This window comes from Burkholderia sp. BCC1640 (assembly GCF_902833125.1).
GTDB lineage: Bacteria > Pseudomonadota > Gammaproteobacteria > Burkholderiales > Burkholderiaceae > Burkholderia > Burkholderia diffusa.
This window is the reverse complement of the sequence record NZ_CADFEF010000013.1, coordinates 96,593-113,121: the sequence shown is the minus strand read 5'-3', so window position 1 is coordinate 113,121 and position 16,529 is coordinate 96,593. Positions and strand designations below refer to the sequence as shown.

The 16,529-nt window shown below is 68.9% G+C and carries 10 protein-coding genes; 6 read left to right on the top strand and 4 right to left on the bottom strand.

Features of this window, described 5'->3' with window-relative positions; translation table 11 throughout:
* Positions 1–135 precede the first annotated feature (135 nt).
* Positions 136–1,158: a heat-inducible transcriptional repressor HrcA gene (gene hrcA / locus HWX25_RS16295; RefSeq protein ID WP_011544637.1), complete on the bottom strand. Its 1,023-nt coding sequence runs from the start codon at positions 1,156–1,158 to the stop codon at positions 136–138.
* 130 nt (positions 1,159–1,288) lie between these two features.
* On the opposite strand from hrcA, the gene HWX25_RS16290 reads away from it, so the two are divergent.
* Together HWX25_RS16290 and recN are read left to right on the top strand one after the other, a co-directional pair.
* Positions 1,289–2,191, top strand: coding sequence for an NAD kinase (locus HWX25_RS16290; protein WP_059535408.1), 903 nt, complete (start codon positions 1,289–1,291; stop codon positions 2,189–2,191).
* A gap of 19 nt (positions 2,192–2,210) precedes the next feature.
* Complete coding sequence (gene recN / locus HWX25_RS16285) at positions 2,211–3,860, top strand: DNA repair protein RecN (protein WP_059820476.1); 1,650 nt, start codon at positions 2,211–2,213, stop codon at positions 3,858–3,860.
* Positions 3,861–3,969: 109 nt separating this feature from the next.
* Here the strand turns inward: recN and glnE are convergent, their stop codons facing one another.
* On the bottom strand, positions 3,970–6,771 hold the full coding sequence (gene glnE / locus HWX25_RS16280) for a bifunctional [glutamate--ammonia ligase]-adenylyl-L-tyrosine phosphorylase/[glutamate--ammonia-ligase] adenylyltransferase (protein WP_175909134.1): 2,802 nt from the start codon (positions 6,769–6,771) through the stop codon (positions 3,970–3,972).
* Positions 6,772–6,999: 228 nt separating this feature from the next.
* Here glnE and HWX25_RS16275 point away from each other — a divergent pair, with 228 nt between their 5' ends.
* The 3 genes from HWX25_RS16275 (at position 7,000) to tldD (ending at position 13,638) form a co-directional block, all read left to right on the top strand.
* Complete coding sequence (locus HWX25_RS16275) at positions 7,000–11,199, top strand: YhdP family protein (RefSeq protein WP_175909132.1); 4,200 nt, start codon at positions 7,000–7,002, stop codon at positions 11,197–11,199.
* A 51-nt stretch (positions 11,200–11,250) separates the two neighbouring features.
* A complete protein-coding gene (locus HWX25_RS16270; protein ID WP_059535399.1) occupies positions 11,251–12,078 on the top strand; it encodes a carbon-nitrogen hydrolase family protein in 828 nt (275 codons plus the stop codon).
* A 93-nt stretch (positions 12,079–12,171) separates the two neighbouring features.
* On the top strand, positions 12,172–13,638 hold the full coding sequence (gene tldD, locus HWX25_RS16265) for a metalloprotease TldD (RefSeq protein WP_059451318.1): 1,467 nt from the start codon (positions 12,172–12,174) through the stop codon (positions 13,636–13,638).
* Between the two features lie 110 nt (positions 13,639–13,748).
* Here the strand turns inward: tldD and HWX25_RS16260 are convergent, their stop codons facing one another.
* Positions 13,749–13,994, bottom strand: coding sequence for a hypothetical protein (locus HWX25_RS16260; protein WP_175909131.1), 246 nt, complete (start codon positions 13,992–13,994; stop codon positions 13,749–13,751).
* Between the two features lie 42 nt (positions 13,995–14,036).
* Here HWX25_RS16260 and aroG point away from each other — a divergent pair, with 42 nt between their 5' ends.
* A complete protein-coding gene (gene aroG / locus HWX25_RS16255; protein WP_059465445.1) occupies positions 14,037–15,110 on the top strand; it encodes a 3-deoxy-7-phosphoheptulonate synthase AroG in 1,074 nt (357 codons plus the stop codon).
* Positions 15,111–15,223: 113 nt separating this feature from the next.
* On the opposite strand, the gene hmpA is transcribed toward aroG, so the two are convergent.
* A complete protein-coding gene (gene hmpA / locus HWX25_RS16250; protein ID WP_175909129.1) occupies positions 15,224–16,432 on the bottom strand; it encodes an NO-inducible flavohemoprotein in 1,209 nt (402 codons plus the stop codon).
* Between the last annotated feature and the right edge of the window lie 97 nt (positions 16,433–16,529).

Here is a 16,529-nt window from a genome sequence, read left to right as displayed (position 1 = left end):
CAGGAACGTGCTCGGGGCACGCAGTCGGACGGCCCTCAATTATAGCGGGCCGCCTCGCTCGGGTCGGCTGGCCGTTCGGCCGACTGGCGGCGCACGCGGCGTCGCGGCACGATGGCGGAACGGTGTCGGTTCGGGTTATTGCTGACTCAGCGTGAGCGACAGCAGCCGAGCGGTGATGTCGACGATCGGGATCACGCGGTTGTACGCCATGCGGGTCGGGCCGATCACGCCGAGCGTGCCGACGATCTGGCCGTTCACCTCGTAGGGCGCGGTCACGACGCTCATTTCCTCGATCGGCACCAGCGTCGATTCGCCGCCGATGAAGATCTGCACGCCCTGGGCGTGGCTCGACACGTCGAGCAATTGCAGGAGGCCCGTTTTTTGGTCGAACACGTCGAACAGCTTGCGCAGCCGCGCCATGTCGGACGACAGATCCGCCACTTCGAGCAGGTTGCGCTCGCCGGAAATGAGCACGGTGTCCTCGGTGTCGGGCACCTCGGTGCTGGCCGTCACGGCCGCGTGCATCAGCGTGGTCATGTCGCCGCGCAGCTGGTCGATCTCGTCGCGCAGGCGGCGGCGCACCTCGTCGAACGACAGCCCGGCGAAATGCGCGTTGATGTAGTTGGACGCCTCGGTGAGCTGCGACGGCGAATAGTCGCGCGGCGTCGCGAGCATCCGGTTCTGCACGTCGCCCTCAGGTGTGACGATGATCAGCAGGATGCGCTTGTCCGACAGCCGCATGAACTCGATCTGCTTGAACACGTGGCTGCGGCGCGGCGTCAGCACGACACCCGCGAACTGCGACAGGTTGGACAGCACGCTCGCCGCTGCGGCCACTACCCGCTGCTGCGGTTCGCCGGCCTGCAGCGTGTTCTGCACCTGGCGCGCAACGGCCTCGGCATCGATCGGCGCCTCGACCGTCAGCATCGTGTCGACGAACAGGCGATAGCCGCGCGGCGTCGGCACGCGGCCGGCCGACGTGTGTGGGCTCGACACGAGGCCGAGCTCCTCCAGGTCGGACATCACGTTGCGGATCGTTGCCGGGCTCAGCTCGAGCCCCGAGTAACGGGACAACGTGCGCGAGCCGACCGGCTGACCGTCGGCGATATACCGTTCGATCAGGGTTTTCAGGAGGGTTCGTGCGCGAGGATCTAGCATGGTGGAAAATTTTAGCGCAACCGCGCGAGCACGGCGAGTGGCCGCGGCCACTGTCGCGCGGGCTGACCGATCCGGCCCCGTCTTCACACAGCCGGTTCTTTTCGTCAACGAGCTATGGTGTAATGCCGGCATGAAAACCGGTAATCAGTTCAATACTGTCGCGCTCGTGGGCCGGAGCAACACGCCCGGCATCGCCGAGCCGCTCGCCACGCTGGCTGGCTGCATCGCGAAGCTCGGCTTCGAGGTCGTGTTCGAAGCCGAAACCGCGCGCGAGATCGGCATCTCCGGCTATCCGGCGCTCACTCCGGCGGAAATCGGCGCGCGCGCGGACGTGGCGGTCGTGCTCGGCGGCGACGGCACGATGCTCGGCATCGGCCGCCAGCTCGCGCCGTACAAGACACCGCTGATCGGGATCAACCACGGGCGGCTCGGCTTCATCACGGACATCGCGGCGGCCGACATGCAGGCGCGCGTCCCGGTGATCCTGTCGGGCAAGTTCGAGCGCGAGGAGCGCTCGCTGCTCGAGGCCCGGATCGTGCGCGACGGCGAACCGATCTACCACGCACTCGCGTTCAACGACGTCGTCGTGAACCGCAGCGGCTTTTCCGGGATGGTCGAATTGCGTGCGTCGGTCGACGGCCGGTATATGTACAACCAGCGTTCGGACGGCCTGATCGTCGCCACGCCGACCGGCTCGACCGCGTACGCGCTGTCGTCGGCCGGGCCGATCCTGCACCCGCAACTCCAGGGCATCGTGCTCGTGCCGATCGCGCCGCATGCGCTGTCGAACCGGCCGATCGTGCTGCCCGACGATTCGAAGATCGCGATCCAGATCGTCGGCGGCCGCGACGTCAACGTGAACTTCGACATGCAGTCGTTTACCGCGCTGGAGCTGAACGACACGATCGAGGTGCGCCGCTCGAAGCACACGGTGCCGTTCCTGCATCCGGTCGGCTACAGCTATTACGCGACGCTGCGCAAGAAGCTGCACTGGAATGAACACGCATCGAACGAAGACGACAAGGCGTCCTGACGCACCTGAGCCCGACACCATGCTTCGCCACCTCTCGATTCGCGACTTCGTCATCGTCGCCGCGCTCGATCTCGAATTCGATAGCGGCTTCACCGTCTTTTCCGGCGAAACCGGCGCCGGCAAATCGATCCTGATCGACGCCCTCGCCCTCGCGCTCGGCGAACGCGCCGACGCGAGCGTCGTGCGCGCCGGCTGCGGCCGCGCCGACATCACCGCCGAATTCACGCCGCACGACCGCGTCGCGCGCTGGCTCGACGAACACGCGTTCGACGCCGAGGACACCGTGATGCTGCGCCGCGTGATCGACGCGAACGGCCGCTCGCGCGCATTCATCAACGGCACCAGCGCGACGCTCGCGCAGCTGCGCGAGCTCGGCGAGATGCTGGTCGACATCCACGGCCAGCACGCGCACCAGTTGCTGATGCGTCCCGATGCGCAGCGCGAGCTGTTCGACACGCACGCGGGGCTCGTCGCCGATGCCGCGAACGTCGCACGCGCGTGGCGCGTCTGGCGCGACGCGACGCAGGCGATCGACGCCGCGAAGGCGCACGAGCGCGAACTGCAGCTCGAACGCGAGAAGCTCGCATGGCAGCTCGCCGAGCTCGACAAGCTCGCACCGCAACCGGGCGAATGGGACGAAGTCGGCAGCGAGCACAAGCGCCTGTCGCATTCGGCGAACCTGATCGCCGGCGTGCAGGGTGCGCTCAACGCGCTGTCCGAGGCCGACGACGCGATGCTCCCGCAGCTCGGCGCAATCGTGTCGAAACTGCGCAGCCTGGCCGACTACGACACGGGGCTCGGCGACGCGCTCGCATCGCTCGAACCGGCCGAGATCCAGCTGCAGGAAGCCGTCTATTCGCTGTCGCACTACGCGCAGCGCCTCGATCTCGACCCGGCCCGGCTCGCGCAGGTCGAGACGCGCCTCGACGCGCTGCACTCGACCGCCCGCAAGTTCCGGCTGCCGCCCGACACGCTGCACGAGGAACATGCGGCACGCCGCGCGCAGCTCGCCGCGCTCGACGCAGCCGCCGATCTCGGCGCGCTCGAAGCCGCGCAGGCCAAGGCATGGGAAGCCTATCTCACCGACGCGAAACACCTGTCGAAGGCGCGCGCGCAGGCCGCGAAGGCGCTCGGCACGGCCGTCACGGCGGGCATGCAGGAACTGTCGATGGCAGGAGGCAGCTTCGAAGTCGCGCTCGTGCCGCTCGCCGATGGCGGCCCGCACGGGCTCGAGCAGGTCGAATTCCGAGTCGCCGGGCACCCTGGCGTACCGCTGCGGCCGCTCGCGAAAGTCGCGTCGGGCGGCGAACTCGCCCGGATCAGCCTTGCGCTCGCGGTGATCGCGAGCGCCGCCAGCCCGACACCGACGCTGATTTTCGACGAAGTCGACACGGGCATCGGCGGCGGCGTCGCCGAGGTGGTCGGCCGCCTGCTGCATCAGCTCGGACGTGACCGACAGGTACTGTGCGTGACGCACCTGCCGCAGGTCGCCGCACGCGGCGACCATCACTTCCAGGTCGCGAAGGGTGCCGACGACCGCGGCAGCACCGTCTCGTCGGTCGTCCCGCTCGACAAGGCGAGCCGGGTCGAGGAAGTCGCCCGGATGCTCGGCGGGCTCGAGATCACCGCGACGACGCGCAAACACGCGAAGGAAATGCTGGCGGCCTGACGCGGGTCCCCCGAAAGCGAAAAGACCGGCGCATGCGCCGGTCTTTTTTCATCGGCAGCAGCGGCCACCCGATCGCGCCCGCCCTGCTCCGATGATTCGAACGCCCGACTCAAACCCCCGTTTCGACCGCGCCGAACACCCGCTCCCACAACGCCGTCACGGCCGCCCGCTCGTCGGCCACCAGCGCCGGATCGACCCGCGCCTTTTCCATCCCGTCGAGCCGCAGCTTGTGCTGCAGCTTCCGGTACTTGCGGTACGCGGCGCCGACGCGTTCGGCTTCGTCCTCGCCCATCAGCCCGAACCGGGCGACCTCGCGCAGCAGTGCGATGTTGCCGGTGTTGCGGATCAGCTCGGCATCGCTCGACGCATGCAGCAGCACCCAGTACTGGACGATGAATTCGATGTCGACCATCCCGCCGCGATCGTGCTTCAGGTCGAACAGGTCCGTCTGGTTCGGGTGGCCGGCGAACACCTTGCCGCGCATGTCGACGATCTCCTTCGCGAGCACCGCCCCGTCGCGCGGCGTCGTCAGCACCTGCTGGCGGATCGCCTCGAAGTCCGCGCCAATCTGCGTGTCGCCCGCGCTGTAGCGGGCACGCGTCAGCGCCTGGTGCTCCCACACCCACGCGGTGTTCGCGGCGTCGCCCTCGCGCAGCTGGTAGCGGCGGAACGCGTCGAGATCGGTCACGAGCAGTCCGGCCTCGCCGTTCGGCCGCAGCCGCAGGTCGATGTCGAACAGCGCGCCCGCGCCGGTCGCGGTCGTGAGCCACGTGATCAGCCGTCGCGTGAAGGTCGTGTAGACGTCCGCCGAGCGCTCGTCGGGGTCGTCGTACAGGAAGATCAGGTCGAGATCCGACGCGTAGCCGAGCTCCTTGCCGCCGAGCTTGCCGTACGCGATCACCGCGAACTTCGGCACGTCGCGGTGGCGCTTCGCGAGCTGCGACCAGACCACCTCGATCGTCACGTCGAGCACCGCGTCGGCGAGCTCCGACAGACGATCGCTCACGTGCTCGACCGACAGCTGGCCCGCCAGATCGATCAGCAGGATGCGGAACACCTCCGCGTGCTGCGCATGCCGCAGCAGATCCATCTGCTGCTCGGGGCCGTCGGCGGCCGCCAGGCGCGCCCGCAATGCGTCCTTGAACGCCGGCCAGTCGAACGGGCTGGCGATTGCTTCGTCGTCGAGCAGTTCGTCGAGCAATTGTGGATGGCGGATCAGGTAGCCGCCACCCCAGCGCGTCGCGCCGAGCACCGACAGCACGCGATCGAGCGCGGCCGGATACTCGGTCAGCAGCGCGAGATAGACGCCGCGCCGGCTGACCGTCTCGAGCAGGTCGAACAGCCGCACGATGGTGTCGTCGCGGCGCGCGGCGTCGATCCGCGGCGCGGCCTCGAGCGCGCGTTGCGCGACGCTGTCGAAGCGTTGCCGGCTCTTTTCCGGCAGGCCCGCGTAGCGCGACGACTGCCAGATCGCGCGCAGCCGCGCGAGCACGGTCGCCGGATCGCTGAAGCCGAGGCCGTCGAGGCGCGCGCGCAGCGTGTCGTCTTCGCCGTCGTCGGCGAGCGCCCCGCTCCAGATCCACGACGCGGTGGTGTCCTCCCCCGCCGCGCAGGGGCCGCCGTTCACCTTGTCGGCAAAGATCTGGTCGAACTGCGCCTCGACGAAGGTGCGGTAGCCGTCGAGCACCGTCATCAGCGCCGCGTAGTCGGCAAAGCCGAGCGACGCGGCCAGCGCCGCGCGCTCGTTCGGATCGACCGGCATCGCGTGCGTCTGCGCGTCGTCGCGGTACTGCAGCCGATGCTCGAGCGTGCGCAGGAAATTGTAGGCGTCGGTCAGGCGCTCGCGCACGTCCTCGCCGATCAGCCCGCGCGCCTGCGCATGGCGCAGCACCGCGAGCGTCGGCCGCACGCGGAATTCCGCATCCTGGCCGCCTCGGATCAGCTGGAACACCTGCGCGCTGAATTCGATCTCGCGGATCCCGCCGCGCCCGAGCTTGATGTCGTCGGCCTTGTCGGGCCGCATCGACGCGCGGCGCGCGGCTTCCTGGCGAATCTGCTGATGCAGCGAACGGATCGCGCCGATCACGCCGAAGTCGAGATAGCGGCGGTACACGAACGGCTTGACGATCGATTCGAGCTGCGACTCGAGCCGCCGCGCCGCGTCGCTGTCGCCTTCCGACACCAGCCGCCCCTTGATCCACGCGTAGCGCTCCCATTCGCGCCCCTGCACGTAGAAATATTCCTCGAGCATCCCGAGGCTGCACACGAGCGGCCCCGAATCGCCGTTCGGGCGCAGCCGCATGTCGACGCGAAACACGTAGCCGTCGGCCGTGACTTCGGACAGCACGCCGATCAAGCGCCGGCCGAGCCGCGTGAAGTATTCTTGCGTGGACAGCGGCGAGCGCGTGCCGCCGGCCGTCTCGCCGTCGTCCTCGTAGACGAAGATCAGGTCGATGTCGGACGACACGTTCAGCTCGCGGCCGCCGAGCTTGCCCATCCCGACCACGCCCAGCACGACGCGCTGGCCGTCGGCGCCGCGCGGCTCGCCGTACATCGCCTCGAGTTCTGCCGACAGCAGCGCGAGCGAGCGCTGCACGGCCACCTCGGCGAGATCTGTCATCGCGGACGTCACCTCGGCGACGTCCGCGACGCCGCGCAGGTCGCGCTCCGCGACCGCGCCGAACACCTCGACACGCAACTGCCGCAGCGCGCGCTTCAGTTGCTCGTCGCCCGGCGCGGCCGCGCCGGCCGGCGATGCGAGCAGTTCGGTCAGGCGCGCGTCGAGCTGCGCGCGGGCGAGCGGCGCGGCGGCCCACGCGGCGATCTGGTCGGACAGCGCGGGACGCGCGGCCACCGCGCGGGCGATATAGCGGGAGTAGGACGGGCTGATCAGGGCGGAAGCGTCGGTCATCGAAAAGCGGGCCTGGCGGTAAGGCCCGCCGCCGCGGGAGAACGCTTGCGCGCCCCGCCGCCGACAGGCCCCGTGGACTCGGCGCGGTGTCGCGACGCGGATGCGCCGCCGCGAAAACCGCGCGCCGGAAAGCCCGTGCCGCGCCGCCGCAACGGCCGCCGGCACGAACCCCTGTGATACATTTCAACGTCAGTCTGCAAAACTACCATATCGCCGCCCTTCCGCCGCATGTCCGACCGTCAGGAATCCGCCTTAGCTGAACCCGAAGCGGGACCTCCGAAGCACGATCATCCAGTCCTGCGTCGCGTGTTCAGGGTGACGCTGGCGGTCGGGATCGGCACGTACTTCGTCGCGGCCGGCGCGTTCCTCGGGCTGCGCTACGTGGTGCTGCCGCGTATCGACGAATTTCGCCCGCGCATCGAGCGCGCGGTGTCCGACAAGCTCCACGCGCAGCTTTCGATCGGCAAACTGTCCCCCCACTGGTCCGGCATGCAGCCGGGCGTCGAAGTCGCCAACCTCACCATTCGCGGCCGTGACGGCCAGATCGCGTTGTCGGTCCCGCACGCGACGGCCGCGTTGTCGTGGATGTCGCTGCTGCGGCTGTCGCCCGCGCTGTCGAGCCTGATCGTCGACCATCCGGACCTCGTCGTCGCGCGCGCGGCCGACGGCTCGCTGAGCATCGCGGGCGTCGGCGTCGCGACCACCCATGGCGGCAACGACACGTTCAGCACGTGGCTGCTGAAGCAGGAAGCGATCGTGCTGCGCAACGGCACGCTGCGCTGGCGTGACGCGCAGCATGACGCACCGGAGCTCGCGCTGTCCGGCATCCGCCTCGCGGTGCTCAACCACGGTCGCGAGCACAAGGCCGCGCTACAGGCGCCTGCGAACGGCACCCTGCTGCTCGGTCCGCTCGATTTCCGCGCGCGTTTCCGGCACAAGCCGCTCGCGCCGATCGGCAAGCCGACGAACTGGACCGGCGACGCGTATCTGTCGACCGGCCCCGTCGACCTGCAGACGCTCGGCCGCTATCTCGACATCCCGCTCACGATCCACGCGGGCCGGATCGACAACGCGATCTGGGCGACCTTCGAGAACGGCCACCTGCGCTCCGCCGGCGGCGACCTGCAGGGCGCCGACGTCGTGCTGCGCGTGCGGCCGACCCAGCCGCGCCTCGACGTGCCGACGGTCGGCTTCGGCTGGGACATGGCGCTCGACACCGGCCGCGACTACACGCTGCACCTGACGCGCTTCAACGCGGAGCTCGGCCAGCCGCCGCTGCCGGACGGCACGCCGCTTGCCCGCTCGCTCGCGCTGTCGACGCTGACCGCCCGCTACCGCGTGCCGGCCGCCGACCAGGGGCAGTTGCTGAGCGTCGTCGGCGACCGCGTCGATCTCGGCATCCTCAGCGAGTTCATCCGCGGGCTGCCGCTGCCGGCGCGGCTGCGCAACGAACTGATCAAGCTCGACCCGCGCGGGATGGTGTCGAATTATCACATCGAGGTCGAACGCGCGAAGCCGGCGCGGGCCGAGCTCGCCGACGAAGAGCGTCGCACCGGCGCCGCGCCGATCGTCCGCTACCGCTTCCTCGGCGACCTGCAGGGCATCAGCTTCGCCGCGCAGGAGCCGCCTCCCGGCCTCTCGCCGCGCGGCCATCCGCGCGCCGGCTGGCCGGGCGTCGAGAACCTGTGGGGCCGCGTCGACGCGAACGAGACGGGCGGCGCCGCGCACTTCGATACCGTCAACGCGGCGGTCACGGTGCCGGGCGAATTCGACGAGCCGCGCCTCACCTTCGACCGGCTGCGCGGCAACGCGAAATGGGTGATCACGCCGGCGCCGGGCGAGAAGCACGCGCGCGTCGACGTGACGTTGCCCGACCTGTTCGTCGCGAACCCGGATGCGGAAATCGCGGTGTCTGGCTCGTACACGAACCCCGGCCACGGCCGCGGCTCGCTCGACCTGCGCGCGGATTTCGCGCGCGCGTCGGTAGCACGCATTCCGCGCTACCTGCCGACCGGGATGTCCGAGCACCTGCGCGACTATCTCGGCCATGCGCTGCAGGACGGCCAGGTGACCAAGGGCGCGTCGATCGTCGCCCGCGGCCCGCTCGAGAAATTCCCGTTCGAACACGAGCCGGACGCCGGCGTGTTCCATATCGTCGCGCCGTTCACCGGCGGGCGCTTCGAGCCGACGCCGTACCCGCCGCGCAAGCTCGCGAACGGCACGCCGAGCGTCTGGCCCGCACTCGACGGGATCGACGGCGTGTTCGAGCTCGCGCAGAACAAGCTGCGTTTCGACATCGCGCGCGCGCACTACAAACGCGTCGCGCTGACGAAGGTTGCCGGCCGGATCGACGATCTCGGCAACCCGTCGAAGTCGCCGCTCATCATCGACGGCCATGCACAAGGCCCGCTCGCGGACCTGATCGACTACGCGGACAACAGCTCGCTCGGCGCGATGAGCGGGCACATCGGCCGGCGAATCGATGCGCAGGGGCCGGCGGCGCTCGCGCTCAAAATCACGATTCCGCAACACGTTCCGCATCCGCATACCCACGTCGAAGGCGCACTCGCGTTCGGCGGCAACACGCTGTCGGCCGACGGCGTACCGCCGCTGTCCGCGCTGCGCGGCAGCGTGCATTTTTCCGAGACTGGCGCGTCGCTGCAGGGCCTGTCGGGGCGCTTCCTCGGTGGCCCGGTCCGCGCGAACGGCAACTTCCAGTCGCACGGCCCGTACGCGGTGGACGTCGACGGCAAGCTCGCGCTCGACGCCGCGCGCGGCCTGAACCTGCGCGGCACGGCCGCGGCGCTGCTCGAGCACGTGGTCGGCGACGCACCGTACCAGCTCGCCGTGCGCGGCGCGCCGGGCCGTCTGCCGGAGGTCACCGCGCGTTCCGACCTGACGGGCGTCGCGCTCAACTTCCCGGCGCCGTTCGCGAAACCGGCCGGCACGCCGATGCCGTTCCGCTTCACGCTGCAGCCGGCCGCCCAGGCGGGCGGCAAGCGCCTCGAGCATGCCGACCTGACGCTCGGCCCCGTGGCCGCGACCTACCTGCTCGACGCGACGCCCGGCCAGCCGCTGCGCGCGGTGCGCGGCGCGATGGGTATCCACCGGATGCCCGACCTGCCGCAGGACGGCGTGAGCGCCGCCGTCGACGTCGACGAACTCGATGCCGACGCCTGGCTCGCGCTGGCCCGCACGCTGCAGCACGACGCGCCGCGCGCGCCGGAACCGCAAGCCGCGCCCCGCATCGACGCCGCGAGCTTCACGCCGAAGCGCTTCGCGCTCCACTTCGGCACGCTGAAGCTGCTCAAGCGCAACTGGGAAAACGTGATCATCGGCGCGTCGCACATCGACGAGCTGTGGCAGGCGAACATCGCGTCGAACCAGGTCTCCGGCTACCTGTCGTGGGCGCCGGGCGGCGGCCACAACGGCGCGGGCGTGCTGAATGCGCGGCTTGCGAAGCTCGTGATTCCGCAGAGCGCCCAGCACGACCTCGTCGGCCGCGCGATGAACCTGCCGACGCCGACCGACCGGCCGATGCCGTCGGTCGACCTGATCGTCGACCAGGTCGTTGCACGCGATCACGACATCGGCCGGCTCGTCGTCAATGCGCGCAACATCGAGGAAGACGGTGCGCCGGTGTGGCAGCTCGACAAGCTCGAGCTGGCGAACCCGGCCGCGAAGCTGACGGCGACCGGCAACTGGCGCACGTCGCGTCGCGCGCTGGCCCGCGGTGTCGACGAGAACGATGCACCGCGCCGCAGCGTGTTCGACTTCAAGCTCGACGTTGGCAACGCGGGCGCGCTGCTCGACCTCGTCGGCCTGCCGCGCACGCTGGCGAACGGCCACGGCACGGTGACCGGCAAGGTCGGTTGGCGCGGCGGCCCGACCGCGGTCGATCTGCCGTCGCTCGGCGGCCAGATCGCGCTCGACCTGGAGCACGGCCAGATCCTGAAGGTCGATCCGGGCGCCGCGAAACTGCTCGGCGTGCTGAGCCTGCAGAGTCTCGCGCGCTTCCTGACGCTGAATTTCCGCGACGTGATCGGCAAGGGACTGCCGTTCGACAAGATCACGGGCACCAGCCGGATCTCGAACGGGATCGCACGCACCGACGACTTCTCGATGACGACGGCGCCGGCCAACGTGACCGTGCGCGGCGCGGTCGACCTCGGCACCGAGACGCAGGACCTGCACGCGCACGTCGCGCCGAAGATCGGCGCCGGCACGGCGGCGATCGCAGCCGCGATCATCAATCCGCTGCTCGGCGTCGGCGTGCTGGCGGCGAACTACGCGCTGTCGGAGACGCTGTCGCACGCGTTCGCGCTCGACTACGCGATCACCGGCTCGTGGGCGCATCCGCACATCGAGCGGGTGCGGGGCGATCAGGGTAAGATGAATCACGGTCCGGCCGATGCGGCGAGCCACTGACGCGCGCAAGGTGCCGGGCCGCACCCCATTTATGATGCAACCGATCCAGCGATGACCGATCACACCCGTTCCGCCACGCCCTTTCGGGTCGCCGCGCTGCAGATGGTGAGCACGCCGGACGTCGCACGCAATCTCGCCGAAGCCGGCCGCCTGATCGCGGAGGCGGCCGGCGACGGCGCGCAGCTCGTGCTGCTGCCCGAGTATTTCTGCTTCATGGGCCATCGCGACACCGACAAGCTCGCGCTCGCCGAACCCTACCGCGACGGTCCGATTCAGCGCTTCCTTTCGGAGGCGGCGCACCGTCATGGCGTCTGGGTGATCGGCGGCACGCTGCCGCTGAAGGCGCCCGAACCCGATCGCGTGCTGAACACGACGCTCGTGTTCGACCCGAGCGGTCACGAAGCGGCCCGCTACGACAAGATCCACCTGTTCAACTTCGAGAAAGGCGACGAATCGTTCGACGAGGCGCGCACGATCCGCGCGGGCGACACGGTCGTCGCGTTCGACGCGCCGTTCGGGCGGGTCGGCCTGTCGGTCTGTTACGATCTGCGCTTTCCGGAGCTGTATCGCAGGATGGGCGACTGCGCGCTGATCGTCGTGCCGTCGGCGTTTACGTATACGACGGGCCGCGCGCACTGGGAAATGCTGCTGCGCGCGCGGGCCGTCGAGAATCAGTGTTACGTGCTCGCGGCCGCGCAAGGCGGCAAGCACGAGAACGGCCGGCGCACCTGGGGCCACAGCATGCTGATCGACCCGTGGGGCGAAATCGTCGCGGTCCGCGACGAAGGCGCGAGCGTCGTGACCGGCGCGCTCGATCCGCAGCGCATCGCCGACGTGCGCCAGAGCCTGCCCGCGTGGCGGCATCGCGTGCTGGCCTGAACATCCGATCCGCCCTGGCGCTTGAAACGCCGCCCGGCCAACCCATCTGCCCAGCACGCACCCGACAACTTTTTGAGAACCCTCGATACCCGCATGAACATCATCGAACCCGGCATCCGCAATCTTGCGCTGGCGAAGGACATCCTCCTCACGCCGTACGGCCTCGACGAGAGCCTGCTCACGCGCACGATCGCCGACATCTTCACGCATCGCGTCGACTACGCGGACCTGTACTTCCAGGCGACCCGCAGCGAAGCGTGGAGCCTCGAGGAAGGCATCGTGAAGTCGGGCAGCTTCAGCATCGACCAGGGCGTCGGCGTGCGCGCGGTCGCGGGCGACCGCACCGCGTTCGCCTACTCGGACGACCTGTCGCCGGAAGCCATCGCCCAGGCGGCCGCGGCCACCAAGGCGATCGCGGCGGCCGGCGGCGGCCGCCAGAAGATCAAGGCGGCGACGTCGCTGAAGGGCATCTCGGGCCGCGACCTGTACCTGCCGTCCGATCCGCTCGCGTCGCTCGACGCGACGGCCAAGGTCAAGCTGCTCGAGCGCATCGAGCAGATGGCGCGCGGTCGCGACCCGCGCGTCACGCAGGTGATGGCGGGGCTTGCCGGCGAATACGACGTCGTGCTGGTCGCGCGCAGCGACGGCGCGCTCGCCGCCGACATCCGCCCGCTCGTGCGCGTGTCGGTCACGGTGATCGCCGAACAGAACGGCCGCCGCGAAATCGGCTCCGGCGGCGGCGGCGGCCGCTTCGACTACGGCTACTTCACCGACGAAGTGCTGTCGCGCTACGTCGACGACGCCGTGCACGCGGCGCTCGTGAACCTCGACGCGCGCCCCGCCCCGGCCGGCGCGATGACGGTCGTGCTCGGGCCGGGCTGGCCGGGCGTGCTGCTGCACGAGGCGATCGGCCACGGCCTCGAGGGCGACTTCAACCGCAAGGGTTCGTCGGCGTTCGCCGGCCGGATCGGCGAGCAGGTCGCCGCGAAGGGCGTGACGGTGGTCGACGACGGCACGCTGCCGAATCGCCGCGGCTCGCTGAACATCGACGACGAAGGCAACCCGACGCAGTGCACGACGCTGATCGAGGACGGCATCCTGAAGGGCTACATCCAGGACACGCTGAACGCGCGCCTGATGAAGATGCCCGTCACCGGCAACGCGCGGCGCGAGTCGTATGCGGCGCTGCCGATGCCGCGCATGACCAACACGTACATGCTGAACGGCGACAAGGATCCGCAGGAAATCATCGCGTCGGTCAAGAACGGCCTGTACGCGGTGAACTTCGGCGGCGGCCAGGTCGACATCACGAACGGCAAGTTCGTGTTTTCGGCGTCCGAGGCGTACATGATCGAGAACGGCAAGATCACCTACCCGGTGAAGGGCGCGACGCTGATCGGCAGCGGCCCGGAATCGCTGAAGTACGTGAGCATGATCGGCAACGACATGTCGCTCGACTCGGGTGTCGGCGTGTGCGGCAAGGAAGGCCAGAGCGTGCCGGTCGGCGTCGGCCAGCCGACCCTGCGGATCGACAAGATGACGGTCGGCGGTACGGCATAACCGCATCGCGGCGCAGACAATCCGCGCATTTCGACGAAAGCGCGCGGATTGTCCGCATTTTCGAGCGTCCCCGGTTGCCAGCGGCCCGGCGACCGGGTATAAATTCCGAATCAACTTTTTTGACGAACCGAATCTCCGTCATGTCCGCCAAGTTTTATTTTTACTTTTTTTGGCATCTCAGACCGCTGGCGGATCGAGAGGGTTGATGGCGCGTAAAGCGCAACCGAAATTCCCGAAAAAACCGCCGGCGAACCCGGCGGTTTTTTTTCGCCCTTCGCCACCCGGTCGCCGCCGCAGCGCATCCCGCGGCCCCGACCGAAATCACTGAATCGCTTGAATTGATGAATCTGCCGCACGCGCACTGACCGAACGGCGCCCGCAAAATTAGGAGAAACAGCATGCCCCCGCACAACACCGACGACGTCCGCATTCGCGAACTCAAGGAACTGACGCCGCCCGCCCATCTGATCCGAGAATTCGCGTGCTCCGAGGCCGCGTCCGAGCTGATCTACAACTCGCGCCAGTCGATGCACCGCATCCTGCACGGGATGGACGACCGGCTGATCGTCGTGATCGGGCCGTGTTCGATCCACGATACGAAGGCGGCGATCGAGTACGCGGGGCGGCTCGTGAAGGAACGCGAGCGCTTCAAGGGCGAGCTGGAAATCGTGATGCGGGTGTACTTCGAGAAGCCGCGCACGACGGTCGGCTGGAAGGGGCTCATCAACGATCCGCACCTCGACAACAGCTTCAAGATCAACGAAGGGCTGCGCACCGCGCGCGAACTGCTGCTGCAGATCAACGAGATGGGGCTGCCGGCCGCGACCGAATACCTCGACATGATCAGCCCGCAGTACATCGCCGACCTGATCTCGTGGGGCGCGATCGGCGCGCGCACGACCGAGTCGCAGGTGCACCGCGAGCTCGCGTCGGGGCTGTCGTGCCCGGTCGGTTTCAAGAACGGCACCGACGGCAACGTGAAGATCGCGGTCGACGCGATCAAGGCCGCATCGCAGCCGCACCATTTCCTGTCGGTGACCAAGGGCGGCCACTCGGCGATCGTGTCGACGGCCGGCAACGAGGACTGCCACGTGATCCTGCGCGGCGGCAAGACGCCGAACTACGACGCGGACAGCGTGAACGCCGCGTGCGCGGACATCGGCAAGGCCGGCCTCGCCGCACGCCTGATGATCGACGCGAGCCACGCGAACAGCTCGAAGAAGCACGAGAACCAGATCCCCGTGTGCGCGGACATCGGCCGCCAGGTGGCGGCCGGCGACGAGCGCATCGTCGGCGTGATGATCGAGTCGCACCTCGTCGAGGGGCGCCAGGACCTGAAGGAAGGCTGCCCGCTGACCTACGGCCAGAGCATCACCGACGCGTGCATTGCGTGGGACGACAGCGTGAAGGTGCTCGAAGGTCTCGCGGAATCGGTGAAGGCACGGCGCGTCGCGCGCGGCAGCGGCAACTGATCGCCGGCAGGCTCGAGGCGGCGCGTGCCGCCCGCGGCCTGCCGCCTGCGCAGCAAGAAAAAGCCCGGCTCGCGCCGGGCTTTTTTCGTTGACGGGCAGCCGCCGTCAGGATTTCACTCGAGCGCGCCCGAGCCGAAGATCTCGGTATTGATGCGCGCCGGCGCGACGCCGAGCGCGACCAGCGCGTCGCGCTGCGCCTTCATGAACGCGATCGGGCCGCAGACGTAGTAGTCGGCATCCGACACCAGCGCGTATTGCTTCACGCGTTCGGGCGTCAGGCGCCCTTCGAGGTCGTGATCGACGCCGCCCCGGTCGTTCGGGCCGACCAGCTCGTACAGCACCGTGCGCTTCACGTTCGCGTGTTCGCGCACCGTATCGTTCAGCCAATCGCGGAACGCATGCACCGCGCCCGACCGGCATGCGTGGACGAACCGCACCTCGCGCGTACTGCCTTCGCCGACCAGTGTCGATGCCATCGACACCATCGGCGTCAGGCCGACGCCGCCGGAGATCAGCACGACCGGCGTATCGACGCCGCGCTTCAGCGAGAATTCGCCCATCGGCGCGGTCACTTCGACGATAGCGCCCTCCTCCACGCCGTCATGCATCAGCGTCGACACCTTGCCGGCCGGGATTGCTTCCGGCTGGCCGGCCTCGCGCTTCACCGAGATGCGCAGCCACTTGCCGTGCGGCGCGTCGGACAGGCTGTACTGGCGCGGCTGGTCGACGCCGAGGTCGCCGACGAAACGCTTCACCGTGACGTACTGGCCCGGCGCGAAGGTCGGCGCCTCGCCGCCGTCGGCGGGCGTCAGGTAGAACGACGTGATCTCGTCGCTTTCACGCACCTTGCGGGCGACCTTGAACGGACGGAAGCCGCTCCACGCGGCGCCCGCGTACAGATCGGCCTCGGCGCCGATCAGGATCTGCGCGAGCTGGCCGTACGCGACACGCCATGCCTCGAGCGTCTGAGCATCGACCGTGTCGCCGAGCACTTCGACGATCGACGCAAGCAGGTTCTCGCCGACGATCGGGTAATGCTCGGGACGGATGTTCAGGCTCGCGTGCTTGTGCGCGATATGCGACACCGCCCCGCCGAGCGCGCCGAGGTTGTCGATGTTCGCCGCATATGCATAGACCGCCTTCGCGAGCGTTTCCGGCTGGCTGCCGGTCTTCTGGTGCGTCTGGTTGAACAGGTTCTTCAGTTCCGGATGGCGCGCGAACATGCGCTGGTAGAAGTGCTTCGTGATCGTCGCGCCGTGCACGGCGAGGACAGGGGCAGTGGCCTTCACACGAGCCATCTGGTCAGCAGTGATGTGGGTCATGTTCGTATTCTCCGTTAAACATGCTCATACGATACATCTTTAAAAATCGACGGCCCCCCGGGCAAATTGTCGCAGTGCGCAAGAACGCGGCCGCGCG